Raw genomic sequence first — 17,385 nt, forward strand, 5'->3', positions numbered from 1 at the left:
AGGAATGCTGAACTCTGTTCCCCAAAACCAAGCCATCTTTATTGGCGCTTCCGTAGGCGGCGTCTATGCAATGCTCGATCTGGTCGCTGAATTGCCGGCCGACTTTCCCGCGCCGATTTTCTTCGTGCAGCACATCGGCGCCCACCGCAGCCACCTTGCGTCCCTGCTCAACGACCGCGGGCCGAACCGCGCCGTGGAGGCGAAGCAGGGCGATGTGGCCGCACCGGGCACCATCTACATCGCACCGCCCGACCACCACATGCTGCTCGAGGGCGGCGTGGTTCGCCTGACCCGCGGACCCAAGGAACACCATGCCCGCCCCGCCATCGATCCGTTGTTCCGTTCCGCCGCGCTGGATTGCGGCCCCCGCGCCGTGGGCGTGGTTCTTACCGGCAGGCTCGACGACGGCAGCGCCGGCCTGCGTGCCATCAAGGACTGCGGCGGCATTGCCGTGGTGCAGGACCCGGCCGAAGCGCACGAGCCCAGCATGCCGCAAAGCGCGATGGCCGCGGTGCAGGTGGACCACGTCGTCGCGTTGCGCGGCATGGGCAAGCTCCTGTTCCAGTTGGCGCAACCGAGGCCCGACCTGCCGGCCTTCGAAGCGCCTGCCGCGCTGCGCCGCGAATATGCCGTGGGCCTTGGAGACCGCACCGTGGAAAACCTGAAGGTGATCGGCGAGCCCTCCATGTTCAGCTGCCCCGACTGCGGGGGCGTGCTGTTCGAGCTGCACGACAAGCACCCGGTGCGCTACCGCTGTCACACGGGCCACGCCTTCAGTGCACGCAGTCTTGCGGCCACGCAGGAAGAGGTGACCGACGCCGCGCTATGGACCAGCCTGCGCGCCATGCAGGAGAAGGAAGCCATGCTGCGGCGGCTGGCCGAGGTCCAGAAGGCGGACGGCGTCGGCAACGCCGAGAACTCGCTGCGCGAAGCCGACGAACTCGCGGCGGTGAGCGCCGCATTGCGCAAGCTCACCGTGAGAGCGCCCAGCCCAGCCAGTTTCGACGCGAGCTGAGCGGTTCAGGCACGCGCGCTACTTCTTCGGCATTGCCGGCCCGTTGGCGCCGCTGGCGCCGTCGGCCAGCGCCGGGCCTTCGCCCATGCCCAGCTCCGCGCCCGTGAGCGGATCGCCGTCGGGGCGCGACTGCGTGCGCGCCGCCATCTGCTGCAGCACCGGTGCATCCGCGTCGCTGAGCTCCACCGTGGCCAGGCCGTCGCCGCCGTCCACCGGCCCCGACTCTTGCGTGACGGGCACGAAGTCCCACCGCTCGCCCTGGTTCCAGGGGCCGCGCAGGTCCGCATCGCTCTTGGACATGCGGAAGTACACGTTGGTGAAGCGCGGGTCGCCGGGCAGCTTGCCCGGCGGGAAGTTGGGCTCGATGGAATACAGCGCCTTCTCGAAAGACTTCTGGTGCGCGATCTCGCGCGTCATCAAGAAGGTCAGCGCGTCCTTCACGCCCGGATCGTCGGTGAGGTTGATGAGGCGTTCGTACACGATCTTGGCGCGCGCCTCGGCCGCGATGTTGGAGCGCAGGTCCGCCGTGGGCTCGCCGATGGTGTCGATGTAGGCGGCCGTCCACGGCACGCCGGCCGAGTTGACCAGCGGCGGCCCGCCGCCGTAGAGCACCTGCGTGATGTGGCTGTCGTTGCCCGCGCCGGTGATGGTGCGGTACATCTCGCCTTGCTCTTCCACGCCTTCGGCGAGCCGCCCCTTGGCGCCCTTGTTGAGCATGCCGACGATGGTGCCGATGATCTCGAGGTGGCTCAGCTCTTCGGTCGAGATGTCGAACAGCATGTCCTTTCGCCCGGGGTCGTCGTCACCGAGCGCCTGGGTGAAGTAGCGGCATGCCGCGGCCAGCTCGCCTTGCGGGCCGCCGAACTGCTCGAGCATGAGGTTGGCGAGGCCGGGATTGGTCTCGCTCACGCGTACCGTGTATTGCAGTCGCTTGTTGTGAGAAAACATGGGGACTCCTTGCGTTGGGTTGGGTCTGGGTCTGTTGAACGAACGGCCGCGCCCTTCGGCACCACCGCGCTTTTCTTGCGGCAAGCGGCGTGCCCCCACGCGTGCGGCAAAGACTGACAAGGCGTTGCGAAGCAGCCTTGCTTGGCCCCTGTGCACGCACCACAAACATCGGCCTTGTTTCTTCCACCAACTCGTTTTTTCAGGAACCAACATGCCCGTCAAAAGCCTCTCCGATCTTTTCATTCACGAGCTCTCCGACACCTACAGCGCAGAAAAGCAGATGACGCGCTCGCTGCCCAAGCTGGCCCGCGCCGCCACCGACGAGGGCCTGGCCTCGGCCTTCGAAACGCACTTGGAAGAGACGCGCGGCCAGGTCGAGCGCATCGAGGAGATTGCCGAGCTGCTGCAGATCAAGATCAAGCGCATCAAGTGCGAAGGCATGGCCGGCCTAGTCGAGGAAGGCGATTCGCTGATCGACCAGATCGAGAAGGGCCCGGTGCTCGACGCCGCCTTGATCGGCGCGGCGCGCAAGGTGGAGCACTACGAGATCGCGGGCTACAACTCGCTGTGCACGCTGGCCAAGAAACTCGGGCACACGGAAGCCGTGTCGCTGCTCGAAGCCTCGCTGGCCGAGGAAACAGCCACCGACGGCAAGCTCAGCGCGCTGGCCGAGGCGCAGGCCATGGAAGAGGCCATTGCCGAGGAGTGAGCCGGGAGCCCGCTTTCCTGCCCGCAGCCCGCCGAAGAGGCGGGCACGCCGTTTGCCCCGAGTGAGGTCGGCGCGCAACGGTTGCGCGCACAGGCCCGCACTGTGTTCGCGGAGCGAAGGAAAGCATTCAATGAACGATCAAGAAGGGCGCATTCGCAGCCGGCGCGGCTTTGCAGGAATGGACCCCGAACGCCAGAGAGAGATCGCCAGGAAGGGCGGGCGCACCGCCCACGAACTGGGGCTCGCCCATGAATTCACCCCCGAGGAAGCCCGCAATGCGAGGGCCAAGAGCCTGAGCGCGCGGGCGCAGGGAGCCGCCGCGGCCACGCCGCAGCAGGAGTAAGTAGATTAGATAGCGGACCGCCGCGGTCAGGCGATTGCGGCGCGCAGGGCGGCGGGCTCGAAGGTCCTTGCAAGCACGGCATCGAACCCGGCGATTCCACCCTTGTCCTGCTGGTCTTGCGCCAGCGGTGAACCCCACACGGCCACCATGCGGCCTTCGAAGCCGGCGTCTCGCGCGCGCCGGCCCATCGCCAGCCCCGAGCCGGTCGAGGTCCGCACGTCGACCACCGCGATTTCAGGCGCTCGCTTCATGAGGGCGTTGTAGCCGCCGTCGCTGCTCGCGGCAAGGTCGACCTTGTAGCCCGCGTCCGAAAGAAGCCCACTCAGCACCGCCAGCAGCCTGGCATCGTCCGACACCACCAGTGCTCGGCCGGGTTCGCCCGCGGCCCGCTGCGCGTGGACGACGAGTTCGCTCATCCGGGCCGAGAGCTGGCGGACCTGCCTCGACACCACGACCGCCGCTTCGTGCAGCACGTCGTGCGGAAGTTCGACCCGGGCGAGCACCTCGCTCGCGGACGAGATCGCGGCCAGCGCATTGCGCGCGTCGTGCACGCAGCGGCTCAGATCCTTCGAGTCGTCGACCATGGAAGATTGGGACATGTGAATCTGGAACATTGAAGGCGACACTTTCCATGGCATACGGCGTGCCCGGCGCAAGGGCAAGGGCAAGGGCCGCCGCGCGTTCCGCTATTTGCCGCAAGTTTTGCAAGCGCCGGAAAGCACGGGAAGCGGCTTACAGCGGCCTCGGCGCCAGGACGACAAGGTGCGCCGCGGTGTCGGCCATCATGAATCGCAAACCCGCTGTGCAACGCCGCCGAGCCGGTATCCAGGAGTAAAGAATGACCCGTCCTCCCGAACAATCGCCCGTGAACATCGACCAGAACCGCGCCGTGGGGCAAGACAGCCCTGAAGAGGGAAGCGAGATCGGCCGCGAGGCGAACAAGCGCCACGGCTATCCGGGCTCGCGCGACATCGGCACCAATGCCTCGCAAAGCATGCAGGTGGGCGAGAAGCCTCCGCCGAGGGACGCGCCAAAACCGCACAAGGGCGAAACCGATCCGGACGCGCGCCGCTAGGGCGCACTGGCAACCCCTGGGTCAGCCGACCACGGCCTCCAGGAATTCGATCAGCGCCTTCGACGGATCGTCGCGCGCCAGCGGGATCATCTCGATGCCCCACTGCGCGAGCACGGCCTGCTGCACCTCGTTGGCCGAGGGCGAGAAAAGGTACGAAACGGGCTGCGCCACGTCGGGCACCGACTGCTTCCACAGCCGCGAGAGCTTGTAGAACAGGTAGCGGATGTTCACGTCCGCCAGGCTGTACCCGATGAAGACCACCGAGCGCCCGAGCACGTCGGCGCGCAGCTTGATGTCCAGCGGCGACTCGAAGTCGAGCCGGGCGAAGTAGCTGCTTTCGTCGAGCACGATGGAGGCGTCGTCCTCCAGGTCGCCGTGGAACTTGATGATCTGCGTGACGCCCGGGTGCAGCTTGGCAAGGTCGGCAACGCTCACGATCTTGGTGTACTTCACCTTGTGGCGCTCGAAAGCGGTCTCCAGCCAGCGGTCGTAGTTGGTGGTGTAGATGATCGGGAAGCGGCCCTTGGCCAGCAGCTCATGGATGCGCGAGCTTTCCACCCGAACGTCGCCGCTGTGCCACTCGCGGTCCATCCAGCTGCGCAGCGGGCCGATGCTGCCGTGCCGGAGGCGGAAGTATTCGGCCAGCGTGAGATAGCCGCCCTTGTCGCCGAAGGAGTGCGCATCGATGCCGAGCTCGCGTGCCATGTGCTCGATGAGCGCCGACCACGGCGGCAGGCCCAGCCCCATCGAGATGCCCGCGCCCACGAACAGCACGACCTTGCCGCGCCGGTGGGCTTCGCGCAGCTGGGCGAGCTTTTCGTCGTCGGGCTTTTGCACCACGATGCGCGGTGCGGCGCGCGCACCCGTGCTTGCGCGCCTGTTGGCACTCGCGCGCTTGGCGGTGCCTCGCTTCGTCTTTGCTGCCGGCGGCACGGTTCAGCCGACCACCCGGGTGGCGGTGCTGTCCAGCCGGGGCGGGGTCTCGAAGGTATGGAAGGGGGCGGGCGAAGGCACTTCCCACTCGAGCCCCTCGGCGCCTTCCCACGGTTTGGCGGGCGCGGGTTGCCCGCGCTTCCTCATCGCACGCAGCACGATGAAGAAGACGAAGTAGGCCTGTGCCAGCCCGAAGACGAAGGCGCCGATGCTGGCGATATGGTTGAAGTCGGCAAACTGCATCGGATAGTCCGCATAGCGGCGCGGCATGCCCGCGAGCCCAAGAAAATGCAACGGAAAGAAGCCCACGTTGAAGCTCGTGATCGACACCCAGAAGTGAATCTGGCCGCGAAGCTCGTCGTACATCACACCGGTCCATTTGGGCGACCAGTAGTAGTAGCCCGAAAACATCGCAAAGAGCGAGCCCGCCACCAGCACGTAGTGGAAGTGCGCCACCACGTAGTGCGTGTCGTGCACCTGGATGTCGATGGGCGAAATGGAAAGAATCACGCCGCTGAGCCCGCCGATCGAAAACACGAAGATGAAGCCCAGCGCAAAGAGCATCGGAGTTTCGAGCGTCAGCGACGACTGCCACATGGTCGCGATCCAGTTGAACACCTTCACCGCCGTGGGCACGGCCACCAGCATGGTGGCGTACATGAAGAAGAGCTGCCCCGTCACCGGCATGCCGGTGGTGAACATGTGGTGCGCCCACACGATGAACGACAGGATGGCGATGGACGCCGTGGCATAGACCATCGACGCATAGCCGAACAGCCGCTTGCGCGAGAAGGCCGGCACCACCTGGCTGATGATGCCGAAGGCCGGCAGGATCATGATGTAGACCTCCGGGTGGCCGAAGAACCAGAAGATGTGCTGGAACAGCACCGGGTCGCCGCCGCCCGCGGGGTTGAAAAAGCTGGTGCCGAAGTGCCGGTCCGTGAGCAGCATGGTCACCGCGCCGGCCAGCACCGGCATCACCGCAATCAGCAGGTAGGCGGTAATGAGCCAGGTCCAGCAGAACATCGGCATCTTCATGAGGGACATGCCGGGCGCGCGCATGTTCAAGATGGTGACGATGATGTTGATGGCACCCATGATCGAACTCGCGCCCATGATGTGCACCGCAAAAATGCCGGCGTCCATGGCCGGGCCCATCTGCAGGCTCAGGGGCGGGTAGAGCGTCCAGCCCGAAGCGGCCGCGCCGTCGGCCGTGAAGAAGGGCGCAATCAGCATCAGCCCGGCCGGCGGCAGCAGCCAGAAGCTGAAGTTGTTCATGCGGGCAAAGGCCATGTCCGATGCGCCGACCTGCAGCGGAATCATCCAGTTCGCAAAGCCCACGAAGGCCGGCATGATGGCGCCGAAAACCATGACCAGCCCGTGGATGGTGACGAACTGGTTGTAGACCTCTGGGTTGAGCAGTTGCAGCCCCGGCTGGAACAGCTCGGCGCGAACGCCCAGCGCGAGCACCCCGCCCACCATCAGCATGGTGAGGCTGAACAGCAGGTACAGCGTGCCGATGTCCTTGTGGTTGGTGGCCAGCACCCACCGACGCCAGCCGTAGGGCATGGCGTGGTGCTCGTCATGCGCGTCCGCGGCCGGCAGCGCATCGTTTGCCGCGGCCAGGGAAGAAAATTGATGCGGGGTGGAGCTCATGGTGGCGGCGCGTGGGTTGAAGGGCACTCGCGTTCGGCAAGCCGCATGCCTGGTACGACGACGCGCTACGAGGTGCAATCGGCCGTGCCCGGCGTGCGATCGACCGTGCCCGGCATGCGGGCGCTGGCGAGCATGCGGCCGAACTCCGCGGCAAACCGGCGGCGCTGCGGCTCCGCCAGGTACACCGCCACGGGCACGCGGGTGCGGCCGCTGCACAGCGTGGGCGGCTCGGCGCCCGCCGTGCATTCGAGCCGCGTCCAGCAAGGGTCGAGGCGAACGGTGTGCGAGCGAAAGCCGCGCGTGCATCGCACTTCGAGCGCATCGCCGGTGAGCACGAGCTGCTCGCCGTCGAGCGCGTGAACCGCGTAGTGAACCATGGCCACCAGCAGCGCCAGGGCCTGGCAGGCACAGAAGGCCAGCACCAGCGGATAGCCTGCAATGCAGAACCCGACGCCGATTGCGCAGCTGATGCCGGCCGCCGCGCCGATGTGCAGCATGAAGACGCGCGGCTTCATTGCGATATTGCGCCGGAGGTTCCAGCGCCCTGCGGCGTGCGCGTTGTCCGCCTCGGGTGCCTGGGCGTTTGCGCGGGCAATCTCGGGGGCGGTGGTGGTGCGGTCAATGGGGCCTGGCAATTTCTTCTCCGGCTGCGGGCCGTGCGGTGGAATACCGGCGATGCGCCGACGCGTTTTCGGCAATCGGCATGCCCATGCGCGGTGCGGCCGCGGGCTGTGGGCGCTATCCGACGGGGCCTGTGGGCGTCTGCTGGCGCGGCGCGCTTGCATGCAGCCGATGCTTGCTGCCGTGTTCCACTTCTTGGGGTGCAGACAGGCATGAACAAAGATTCGGTCAAAGAGATCCGGCCTGGCGCGTTTACGGAATCGGTTGCAGGCGAGGAAGACCCGGGCGCATCCATCGACCTGGTGCAACCCCCGCCCATGCAGCCCGGCGACGAGGCTCCGCCCGGCGCGCCCGGTACCGGCGAAACCGTGTGCCGCCTGTGCGGCGGCAGTGGGCGCCGTAACAGCGGCGAAAGCTGCCCCGAGTGCGGCGGCACGGGCAAGGTGAACGTGGGCGTTGGCGGCGGCTGATCGAGAGGCCGCGGGCGTCAGCCGCCCCGCTCGTCCGGCGCCAGCCGCGCCACCCACGAGCCGATGCGCCCCCGTGAATAGGCCAGTGCGTGGTAGAGCGACAGCGCACCGCGCGCCCAGTGCACGTAGAGCGAACGGCCGCCCACCCGTCGCGTGGCTGCGAACAGCTGCCGGCTCCAGCGGGTGATGGTGGCGCGCATGCGGTAGATGAGCTTTCGGCGCCAGGGCAGCGCCCGGCCGGGGCGCACCCGTTTGACGGGCTGCAGAACGCCTCTCCGCCAGCCGCGCCGCCGCCAGCTGAGGCGATAGGCCAGGCCTTCGCGCCGCTGGCGAAAACCCGCGGCCTGCGTTTGCGCAAGAAACGCCGCATCGACCGGCGTCAGTTTCAGGCGCGCGGCGGCCATGGCGTTGGCAACGAGTTCGTGCAGCACCGGCGAACGGACGATCACCACATTGGTTCCGCGGCCGTCCGACGCGTAGGGCTCCACCCATGCATCGCCGAAGGAGATGTCCGCCGTTTCTGAAACCACGTCGTCGCAGAAATTGCAGGCCTCGTTCTGGAAGAACCCCGATCCCCAATCGCCCTCCGCCAGGTGGAACCAGTCGCGCTGCACGCTGCGGCCATCGCGCAGCACGAACTGCGCGGTGTACCAGTTGGCGGGCCGCCGCTCGTCTTTCAGCCGGTATTCCACGCTGCGGATGTCCGCGACGTTCACGCCCATCTGATAGGCGAAGCTCTCGACCAGGCGCGCGCTTTTCATGTGGCCGCAAAACAGGCCCAGCGTGAATGCAATGCGCTCGCGCATCAGCGGGTCTTCGCGCCGCAGCAGCTGCACGGCCTTGATGAAGCAGGGCACGCCGACCACGGCATAGCGGCCCGGAACGGAGCGAATCGTCTCGAGCACTTCCGACATTTCGACCGGGTAGTAGCGCGACTTGGCGCCGGTGCCGATCTCCTCGGGCGTGCGCGACAGGCCGTAGCGAAAGAAGCGGTCGCCGCCGGAAGGCAGCACATGGGCCACCGCATCGACAAGCCCGGCGCGCAGCAGCTCCGCAGCGGTCCAGCTGACCATGCCGCCGGAACTGCCTTGCGCACGAAAGTCTGCTTCGTCGGCATGTCCCACGTAGGCACCGTCGAAGCGGCCCACCAGCGGGTCGTCATGACCGGCACCGGGGAACAGGTCGGCCGCGAGTTCGGTTTCGTTGCGTGCCAATGGAGAGAAAGGGCAGGTGCGAGAGAAGGCCGAGGGGCCCATGCGCAGCCACGCCGCGGGGCCCTGGGGCTTGAGTTCGCCGTACCCGTCGAGCCGCATGCGGGGCGCCTCGCTGCCGGTCGCCAAGGGCGCCGGCTCCGCGCTGCGCGACTGCGCGACGCAGCTGCCGCACCCGATGCAAAGGCCCGAGCGCACGATGCTGGCGGGTGTCGGCTGCAGCCGCCGTTCATGCATGGGCGCGCTCCCGTGCGGGCGCACCCGATTCCTCCCGCAGCGCCTGGTGGAGGAAGCCTGCCGACGAGTCGCGCAGGGCCGCGATGCGAGCCTCGACCGAAGGCGCGAGCGGTTCGGACAGCACTGCGTCGCAGTGCGAAGCCGGCGTGCCGGCATCCGCCAGATGGTGCTGCGCGCCGAGCGCAAACAGCAGGTCGCGGATCTTGATGGCGCGGTAGGCCGAGTTCTCGCAGAGAAAGGGCTTGCGGTTTCGCAGCGCGAAGACGCAGCCGTGAAAGAAGTTGGTTGCCACCGCGTCCGCGTCGGCCATGAAGCGCGCGAAGTCTTCGGGGCCGGCGGTGAGCCACTGGGTGTCGGCCCAGTCATTGCGGTAGCCGATGCTCACCAGGCGCATGTTGCGCTTGCGCGCCCACTCGCGCATGCGCACCACGAACCAGTCGCTGAAGTTGTGGCCATACACGGCCACATGGCGCGGCGCCTGCCCGCTCTTGCGGGGCCGCTCGCCGGATGCCGGCGGCGCGAACTGCAGGCAAGGGTCGAGCACCAGTTCGGGTGCGTGCCCCAATGCCTTGCCCAGCAGCGCGCGCGAGTTGGCGTCGCGCACCGACACGCTGTGAAATTTGTGCAGCATGCTTGCCCACTGTTGCGGCAAACCTTGCTCGGCCGGGTAGTTGCCGAAGCTCGCCGCATAGGAAACTAGCCGCCTGGCGCGGATCCTTTCGCCGAAGAAAAGCGGGCAGCGCCCATACCAGGGATGGGAGAGGTTCCACACTTCGTCGCTGCCGACCACCACAGTGTCGAACGCCTCCATGTCCTGCGGGTTCTCCAGCACAAATGGGCGCGAGAGCGGGAGCGAGGCGATCGACGCCAGGAACTTGCGCGTCTTGTGCGCATAGAGCTTGCGGTCCGCACCAGAGACCGGGGTGGGCAGCACCGGCTGAAGGGCGCAGCGCCATTCGGCCATGTTCACGCGGTGCGAGTGATGGTCGAGCAGCACGGCGCGGTGGCCCATGTTCCGAAGCGCTTCTGCCAGCAGGCGCGCCTGCCAGTACGAGCCGTAGTTGATGCAGCGATGAAAGGTGAGCACGCCGATGTTCATCGGCTGCGCTGCGGGAGGCGCCGGCGCATGGGCTGACGAATCGAAGGCAAGGACAAGGGAGGTGAGGGCGGGCGGTTGCATCGCTCCGAAGCTAGGCATTGCATCGCGAGCGATACGTCGGACGACGTGCCGTCGGCCGGTGCGAGCACCCTGTGGCGATGGCAGTCGTCCTACTTGCCGGGGGCGGTGCCCCGTGCCCAGCGTGGGGCTCGGCGCCCGTGGGGTCCGCAAGCTGCACCGCCTTGCCGTTTTGCCAGCTGTCCGCGCCTTCGGCAATGGCGGGAGCGGGTATGTCCTCGCGGTTCTTTTTCTTCTCCGCGGAATCGACGCCGAAGCGCTTGTCGCGCTGCGCCACCATGTCGGCGTTGGCTTGGCCGTCGGCGGTGAATCCCATCATGAGCTGCGGCACGCCGGTAGGGAGTTCCTTGTGCATGTCTGTGTGCCAGGTGTGAAAGGTCTTGCCGTAGGTGCCGACGAGTTTCTTCATGAGCTCGTGCTCGGCGGCCTGCGGAATGCCGGGCGCGATGAGCTGCCCGGACTTCACCTCGTGCACATGGCTGTGCCACAGGGCCTTTTCCTGCGGCGGAAGCGACTTGAAGAGCCGCTCGCTCACGATGTATTCGACGCCCATGATCCTCGCGTTCTTCACGTTGCCGTCGTAGATCACGCACTGGATCAGCTCTTCGTTCAGCACCGAGCAGTAGTGGTGCGCCTCCATCTGGGCCTGCATGTTGCCGCTGTAGAAATGAAAGCCGTCCAGGTACGCGTTCAACGCATCGAGCGGCGGCTTGTCCTGCAGGGCGGCGGCGCCGGCTTCTAGCGTGGCGGTTTTTGCGCTCTTGCCGGCACCCGGCGATTCGACGCTGGAACCGGTGTTGCTGCCGCCGCAGGCCGTGAGCAGTGCGCCCAGGGCAAGCGGAAGGAGAAATCGCAATGGCATGGCTTGCATGGTGGGTTCTCAAGAAGGAGAAGAGAAAACCGCGACCATGCGCCGCGGGCGCCCGTCGGCGGCAAGATGCGGCCGACGCGGTGTGTAGGAACAGCGCGAAAACCCTGCCGTCTGCGGGCTTGCCCGGCCCGCACGGTGCAAACCGCGAAAATCAGGGAAAAAAACCGACCGCAAATCCGGAATATGGCGGCCACAAGGGGCAGAATTTCAGGATCGAATGCCGCCGCGCGGCAGGCTCCGGGGCTGCGGCTCCCGCAATGACATCCCAATGCCCAAATCGAATCCGCCTTCGCCTTCCTCTGCCGATGAACGCAAGCTCACGCCCAGCACGCTGAGTTTTCCGGTCGTCGGCATCGGCGCCTCCGCGGGCGGGCTGGAGGCGCTGATCCGTTTCTTCGAGCAGATGCCGGCCGACGCGGGCATGGCCTTCGTCGTCATCCTGCACCTGTCGCCCACGCATGAAAGCAATGCGGCCGCCATACTGCAGCGCTCCACGCAAATGCCTGTGATGCAGGTCACGCAGCCGGTGCCGGTCGAGGCGGACCATGTGTACGTGATTCCGCCCGGCGTCGACCTGACGATGAACGACGGCCACCTGCAGGCCACGCCCAGCGAGCGGATCAAGGGCCTGCACCTGGCCGTGGACGTGTTCTTTCGCACCATGGCCGAAGTGCACAAGGAGCGGGCCGTCTGCATCGTGATGTCGGGCACCGGCAGCGACGGCGCGGTGGGGCTCACGCGCGTGAAGGAGCACGGCGGCATTGCCATGGCGCAGTCGCCCGAAGACGCGGCGCATGACGGCATGCCGCGCGCCGCCATTGCCACCGGCATGGTCGACATCGTGCTGCCCGCGGCCGAGATGGGCGAGCACCTGGTCCAGCATTGGCTCAACGCACAGCGCATTCGCATGCCCTACGACGGGCATGCGGAACTCGTCCAGGAGCCCGACACGGGCGAAGCGGCCAAGCGGGCCGAGAAAGCGCTGCAGGAGATCATGGGCCTGCTGCGCACCTATACGCGGCACGACTTTCGCCACTACAAGCGCGCGACGGTGCTGCGCCGCATCGAGCGCCGGCTGCAGGTGAACCGCCTGGCCGACCTGCCGGCCTACCGCAACTTTTTGCACGACCATCCCGAAGAGGCGACTCCGTTGCTGCAGGACATGCTCATCAGCGTGACCAATTTCTTTCGGGACCCCGAAGCCTTCGAGGCGCTCGAGCAGGATGCGCTTCCGGGGCTGATCGAGAGCAAGCAGCCCGGCGAGCAGGTGCGCGCCTGGGTGGCAGGCTGCGCCACCGGCGAGGAGGCGTATTCGCTGAGCATCCTGCTGCGCGAGCAGATCGACAAGCAGGCCAAGCCGCTGGACATTCAGATCTTTGCCACCGACATCGACGGGCGGGCCATTACCACGGCGCGCAGGGGCCTGTATGCGCAGGGCATCGCCGAAGACATTTCGGCTTCGCGGCTGCAGCAGTTCTTCGTGCCCGAGCAGGACCAGTACCGCGTGACGACCACGGTGCGCGAGCCGGTGCTCTTTGCGCTGCACAACCTCTTGCGCGACCCGCCGTTCTCGCGGCTGGACATCATCTGCTGCCGCAACCTGCTGATCTACCTGGACCGCGCGGCGCAAGCGCATGTGCTGGAGATGTTCCGCATTGCGCTGCGGCCGGGGGCTACCTGTTCCTGGGCACTTCGGAATCGATCGACGCGGTGGGCAGCCTGTTCACCGCGGTCGACAAGAAGAACCGCATCTACCGCGCAAACCCAGAGTTGCCGAGCGGGCGCCACATGCCGCTCATCAGCGATGCGCCGTTCAAGCCGGGCGCGCCCAGCCCCATGGAAGCGCTGCGCTCCCCCAAGCGCGCCGAACGCCTGAGCTTTGCCGAGCTGCACCAGCGCGCGCTCGAGCAGTTCTCGCCGCCCAGCGTGCTCATCAACGGCGAGTACGAGGTGCTGCACCTGTCCAGCGGTGTCGGCCGCTTTCTGGAGCGCGCCGGGGGCGAGCCGTCGAACAACCTGCTGAACAACGTGCGGCCCGACCTGCGGCTGGAGCTGCGCACCGCGCTCTTCAAAGCCGCGCAAACTTCAGGCAGCGTGGAAACGCGCCTGGTGCAACGCCGTGACGATGGGCGGCAGGTGTTCCTGAACATCACGGTGCGCCCGCTTCAACAGGGCGACGGTGAAGACAAAGACGCACCGCGGCTTACGCTGGTGGTGTTCGACGAGGTCGAAGACAGCGTGCGTCCCGAGGGCGCCGAGACGGCCGATGCGGCGCGCGAGCTGCTCATCGGCCAGATGGAAGACCAGATCCGCCAGCTCAAGCTGCACCTGCAGGAAACCATCGAAGGCGCCGAAACCTCGACCGAGGAACTGAAGGCCTCCAACGAGGAGCTGCAGGCCATCAACGAAGAGTTGCGCTCCGCCACCGAAGAGCTCGAGACCAGCAAGGAAGAGCTGCAGTCGATGAACGAGGAACTCGTGACGGTGAACTTCGAGCTCAAGATGAAGGTGGAAGAGCGCGGGCACATCAACGACGACCTGCAGAACCTCATTACGTCGTCGGAGATTGCAACGGTGTTCGTGAGCCGCGGCATGCACATCAAGCGCTACACGCCGCACGCGAGCAAGCTGTTCAACCTGATTCCGTCGGACCTGGGGCGCTCGCTGTTCGACATCACGAGCCGGCTCAACTACCCGGAGCTTGCGGAAGACACGGCCGCGGCCTTCAAGGACCTGCGCATTACCGAGCGGCACGTTGCCAGCGTGGACGGGCGCCACTTCATGGCGCGAATACTCCCGTACCGCACGGCAGAAGACAAGATCGAAGGCGCGATCCTTAACTTCTTCGACATTACCGAACTGCGTGCCGCGGAAGAGAAGGTGCGCGCGGGCGAAGAGCGGCTGCGCATGGTGGCCGCCACCACGCGCGACTTTGCCATCATCACCTGCGACGAGCAGGGCCAGATCACCACCTGGAACGCAGGCGCCCAGCGCATCTTCGGCTACAGCGAGGAAGAGATGATCGGCCGGCCGCTGGCGGTGATCTTCACCGCCGAAGACCAGGCCAACGGCGTGCCCGAGCGCGAGATGCGCCGCGCGGTGGAGCTTGGCCGGGCCGAAGACGAGCGCTGGCACCAGCGAAAGGACGGCAGCCGTTTTTTCTGCAGTGGCGTGACCACGCCGATGGAACCCGCCGCGGGCGGTGGCTTTGCCAAGATCGCGCGCGACATGACGGGCACCAAGCAGCATGAGCTCGCCCAGGAGCACCGGCTCTTCAAGGAGAAGAAGGCCAGCCTCAGCGCGCAGGCGGCCAACGAGCTGAAAGACAAGTTTTTGGCGGTGATGTCGCACGAGCTGAAGCAGCCGCTCAATCTCATCCAGATGAATGCCGAGTTGCTGATGCACATGCCGGCCACCGCGGAGGTGCCGGCGGTGCGGCGGCTGGGCGAAACCATCAAGCGCGCCGTGGCCAGCCAGACGCGCATCATCAACGACCTGCTCGACCTTTCGCGCATCCGCACCGGCAAGCTGCGGCTGAATCGCGTGCCCGTCGACCTGGGCGAGCTGGTGCAGACCACGGCGCAGGCCGCGGTGAACGATGTGGCCGGCAAGAAGCTGACGCTGGACGCGAGCTGCGAAGCCGGCGTGCTGTGCAACGGCGACCGCATACGCATGGAGCAGATCGTGTGGAACCTGCTCAGCAACGCCGTGAAGTTCACGCCCGACGGCGGCCGCATCACGGTGCGCGTTGCGGCCGACGAGAACTTCGGCAAGCTGATCGTGGCCGACACCGGCTGCGGCATTGCGCCGGAGTTTCTGCCGCACGTGTTCGGCATGTTCAACCAGGCCAGCAGCGATGTGACGCCCCCCAACGGCGGGCTGGGCATCGGCCTGGCGCTGGTGCATGAACTGACGCGGGCCCACGGCGGCCGCGTCGAAGTGCATTCACCGGGGCTGGGCCTGGGGGCCGAGTTCAGCGTGTGGCTGCCCCGCGTGGGGGCGGCGGTCGAAGCGGTGGTGGAAAAAGCCCCGGCCGAAGTGAGCCTGCGCGGCTGGCGCGTGCTTGCGGTGGACGACTATGCCGACGCGCTGGCCCCGTTTGCCGAGGTGCTGAGGCTCGAGGGCGCGATCGTCGATATTGCGCCAAGCGCAAAAAAGGGCCTGGAGCTGCTCGAATCGAATGCCTACGACCTGCTGGTGTCCGACCTCGGCATGCCCGAGATGGACGGCTACCAGTTCATTGCCGAAGTGCGGCGGCGGCCGGAGACCCGCGAGCTGCGCTCCATTGCCATGTCCGGCTTCGGCCGGCGTGCCGACGCACGCCGCGCGCTGGAGGCAGGCTTCAATGCGCACTTGCCCAAGCCCGCCTCCATCGACGAGCTCAAGGCGGCCATCGGCAAGCTGCAGTGAGCGTGTGCAGGTGTGCGCGGGTCAGGCACCGTGCCGCAGCAGGAAGCCGCTGGCAGGCGCAATCCATTCGACCTCGTTGCCGGCATGCACGGCGGTTGGGTCGGCTGCGCCGGTGAACAGCGTGCGTTCCTCGGGCAGCAGAAACTGAAGCGCGGGAGCTGAGGTGCCGCCGGGGCCGGGAAGGGCCACCAGCGTGGCGCCGCCCAGGTCGAGCGATTCGCCAGGAGCAGGCCACAGCACCACGGCGCCAGGCCACGATGATCGCAGGCTTTCGAGCGCTTCCTCGGCCGCCTCTGTGCGCGGTGCGGTCGAGAGCAGCCATCGCACCTCTCCCGGCGCCGCTTTGCGCAGCAACTCGTTCGCCGCCGTGCCGTGGGGCAGCGGGTCGATCAATGCCCACGGGCCCCTTTCGCCGCCGACGAAATAGCTGTTCGATCCCGGCTCCGCCGACGACGCGCCGGCGCCCGTGATCCGCCGCACGCGCGCGGACAACTGCATGGCCAAGCCGGCCTCGAGCGCATAGCGCGCTTGGCCGTTGCCGTGCGGGTCGAGGCGGCCGATTTCCTGATAGGCCGCCTCGTCGATGTTCACCGCGCGGCGCCCCGCGGGTCCGTCGGCCAGGCGAGGCATGTTCAGCACAATGCCGGCCAGGCCGCGCGCATGCGCCATGCAGCTGGCGGTGCTCTCGAATGCGGCGAGCTGCTCGAGCGTGCGGCGCGTCACGTTCATCAGCTTGAGCCCGCGGTCTGGGTGCACCGCATCGGCCGGCTTGAGCCACATGTGCTCGACGGTCTCGCGGCCGTCCGGCTTCACGCTTTGCCCGGCGGGCATCTCCGCGATGAAAAAGCGGGTGTCGAAACGGCGCGGCATGCCGGGCGGCGTGAGCCAGTGGCTGAAGTAGGCGAGCCGGTCGACCGCGAGACGCCAGCCTTGCGCGTCGCACATGGCCAGCAGCGCGTCGGTGCCTTGCTCGGCGGCATGCCGCATGGCCTCGAGGCGCGAGGCGGGCAGCCTGTCGAGCTCGACCACGCGGTCTTCGGCGTCGCAGGCGAACAGCACGCCCGCTTCCTCGAAGCATTCGCGTACGGCGGCGGCGTAGTAGTCGAGCCCGCCTTCGGCCACGCCCAGCCGCCTGCTCGCGCCTGCGTCATCGAGCCCCTTGCACATCAGGTGCAGGCTGCGGTCGTGCGTGTCGACCACGCCGCCGGGGAACACGCTGGCGCCGCTGTTCTGGTCGTCGGCCTTGTCCGCGCGGCGAAGCAGCAGCACTTCCATGCCGCTGGCGCCGTCGCGCAAGAGAATCAACGTGGCCGCAATGCGGATGGGGCGGGGCGCTGGCTGCGGCGGGGTCGCCGGGGCCGCTGCCGATGGCTTGGCATTCATGGGCGCCGATTGTCGGCCAACGGGCGCCCGGCTTTCCTCTTCAGTCCTTGGGTGTCAGCTGACCGGCTGCGCCGCCGGCGGAAGAGTTGGCGGACTTGCCGAGCGATGCGCCTTCGTTGACCTTGGGCGTGGCCACCGGGCCTTCGGATTTCTTCGTGGCCGGCGCCCGCTGGCTTGTTGCGGGCTGAACGGTGCGCGGGGTGCGGGTCTGCTTTTGCTTCGATGGGCTCATTCATGCCTCCTGAACGGACCCACCTTAACTACGCCTCTGCATGCTGATGTCGGACAGCCTGCATGCCGGCGTAGGACGCGGCGCGAACAGAGTG

Annotated in this window: 15 protein-coding genes and 1 pseudogene; 6 read left to right on the forward strand and 10 right to left on the reverse strand. The window is 67.1% G+C overall.

The window, feature by feature from the left end; genetic code table 11:
* Window positions 1-4: 4 nt before the first annotated feature.
* Entirely contained in the window at window positions 5-1,015 is a 1,011-nt protein-coding gene (locus M0765_RS20130) for a chemotaxis protein CheB (protein WP_258505583.1), read from the forward strand.
* An 18-nt stretch (window positions 1,016-1,033) separates the two neighbouring features.
* Here M0765_RS20130 and M0765_RS20135 read toward each other — a convergent pair whose 3' ends face one another.
* A complete protein-coding gene (locus M0765_RS20135; RefSeq protein ID WP_258505584.1) occupies window positions 1,034-1,963 on the reverse strand; it encodes a manganese catalase family protein in 930 nt (309 codons plus the stop codon).
* Between the two features lie 211 nt (window positions 1,964-2,174).
* Here M0765_RS20135 and M0765_RS20140 point away from each other — a divergent pair, with 211 nt between their 5' ends.
* Both M0765_RS20140 and M0765_RS20145 read left to right on the forward strand, forming a co-directional pair.
* Complete coding sequence (locus M0765_RS20140; protein WP_258505585.1) at window positions 2,175-2,672, forward strand: YciE/YciF ferroxidase family protein; 498 nt, start codon at window positions 2,175-2,177, stop codon at window positions 2,670-2,672.
* A 130-nt stretch (window positions 2,673-2,802) separates the two neighbouring features.
* Complete coding sequence (locus M0765_RS20145) at window positions 2,803-3,015, forward strand: KGG domain-containing protein (protein WP_258505586.1); 213 nt, start codon at window positions 2,803-2,805, stop codon at window positions 3,013-3,015.
* 26 nt (window positions 3,016-3,041) lie between these two features.
* Here M0765_RS20145 and M0765_RS20150 read toward each other — a convergent pair whose 3' ends face one another.
* A complete protein-coding gene (locus M0765_RS20150; RefSeq protein ID WP_258505587.1) occupies window positions 3,042-3,614 on the reverse strand; it encodes a response regulator in 573 nt (190 codons plus the stop codon).
* Between the two features lie 239 nt (window positions 3,615-3,853).
* Between M0765_RS20150 and M0765_RS20155 the strand changes: the two genes are divergently transcribed.
* A complete protein-coding gene (locus tag M0765_RS20155; protein ID WP_258505588.1) occupies window positions 3,854-4,090 on the forward strand; it encodes a hypothetical protein in 237 nt (78 codons plus the stop codon).
* 21 nt (window positions 4,091-4,111) lie between these two features.
* Here the strand turns inward: M0765_RS20155 and M0765_RS20160 are convergent, their stop codons facing one another.
* From M0765_RS20160 to M0765_RS20170, 3 genes are all read right to left on the reverse strand, one after another.
* Window positions 4,112-5,023, reverse strand: a complete 912-nt coding sequence (locus M0765_RS20160) for an SIR2 family NAD-dependent protein deacylase (protein ID WP_258505589.1) — start codon at window positions 5,021-5,023, stop codon at window positions 4,112-4,114.
* 3 nt (window positions 5,024-5,026) lie between these two features.
* Window positions 5,027-6,592 carry a cytochrome c oxidase subunit I gene (gene ctaD / locus M0765_RS20165; RefSeq protein WP_258508347.1) on the reverse strand — a complete coding sequence of 522 codons (1,566 nt, stop codon included), beginning with the start codon at window positions 6,590-6,592 and terminating at the stop codon, window positions 5,027-5,029.
* 152 nt (window positions 6,593-6,744) lie between these two features.
* A complete protein-coding gene (locus tag M0765_RS20170) occupies window positions 6,745-7,314 on the reverse strand; it encodes a DUF2244 domain-containing protein (protein ID WP_258505590.1) in 570 nt (189 codons plus the stop codon).
* Between the two features lie 198 nt (window positions 7,315-7,512).
* Here M0765_RS20170 and M0765_RS20175 point away from each other — a divergent pair, with 198 nt between their 5' ends.
* Window positions 7,513-7,770: a hypothetical protein gene (locus M0765_RS20175; RefSeq protein ID WP_258505591.1), complete on the forward strand. Its 258-nt coding sequence runs from the start codon at window positions 7,513-7,515 to the stop codon at window positions 7,768-7,770.
* A gap of 17 nt (window positions 7,771-7,787) precedes the next feature.
* Here the strand turns inward: M0765_RS20175 and M0765_RS20180 are convergent, their stop codons facing one another.
* From M0765_RS20180 to M0765_RS20190, 3 genes are read right to left on the reverse strand one after another with little or no spacing between them, the layout of a single operon-like run.
* The gene (locus tag M0765_RS20180; RefSeq protein ID WP_258505592.1) at window positions 7,788-9,218 is read right to left on the reverse strand and encodes a Coenzyme F420 hydrogenase/dehydrogenase, beta subunit C-terminal domain; all 1,431 of its coding nucleotides are present in this window, start codon (window positions 9,216-9,218) and stop codon (window positions 7,788-7,790) included.
* Window positions 9,211-10,398 carry a polysaccharide pyruvyl transferase family protein gene (locus M0765_RS20185; protein ID WP_258505593.1) on the reverse strand — a complete coding sequence of 396 codons (1,188 nt, stop codon included), beginning with the start codon at window positions 10,396-10,398 and terminating at the stop codon, window positions 9,211-9,213. Before M0765_RS20185 ends, M0765_RS20180 begins: the two co-directional genes overlap by 8 nt.
* Before the next feature lie 10 nt (window positions 10,399-10,408).
* Window positions 10,409-11,257, reverse strand: coding sequence for an OBAP family protein (locus M0765_RS20190; protein WP_258505594.1), 849 nt, complete (start codon window positions 11,255-11,257; stop codon window positions 10,409-10,411).
* Window positions 11,258-11,534: 277 nt separating this feature from the next.
* Here M0765_RS20190 and M0765_RS20195 point away from each other — a divergent pair.
* Window positions 11,535-15,676 (forward strand): annotated as a pseudogene (locus tag M0765_RS20195) (chemotaxis protein CheB).
* 21 nt (window positions 15,677-15,697) lie between these two features.
* Here the strand turns inward: M0765_RS20195 and M0765_RS20200 are convergent.
* Both M0765_RS20200 and M0765_RS20205 read right to left on the reverse strand, forming a co-directional pair.
* Window positions 15,698-17,059 (reverse strand): NUDIX domain-containing protein, encoded by a 1,362-nt coding sequence (locus M0765_RS20200; RefSeq protein WP_258505595.1) that lies wholly within the window; start codon window positions 17,057-17,059, stop codon window positions 15,698-15,700.
* Between the two features lie 40 nt (window positions 17,060-17,099).
* Complete coding sequence (locus M0765_RS20205) at window positions 17,100-17,291, reverse strand: hypothetical protein (RefSeq protein ID WP_258505596.1); 192 nt, start codon at window positions 17,289-17,291, stop codon at window positions 17,100-17,102.
* Window positions 17,292-17,385 lie beyond the last annotated feature (94 nt).

This window comes from Variovorax sp. S12S4 (assembly GCF_023195515.1).
GTDB lineage: Bacteria > Pseudomonadota > Gammaproteobacteria > Burkholderiales > Burkholderiaceae_C > Variovorax.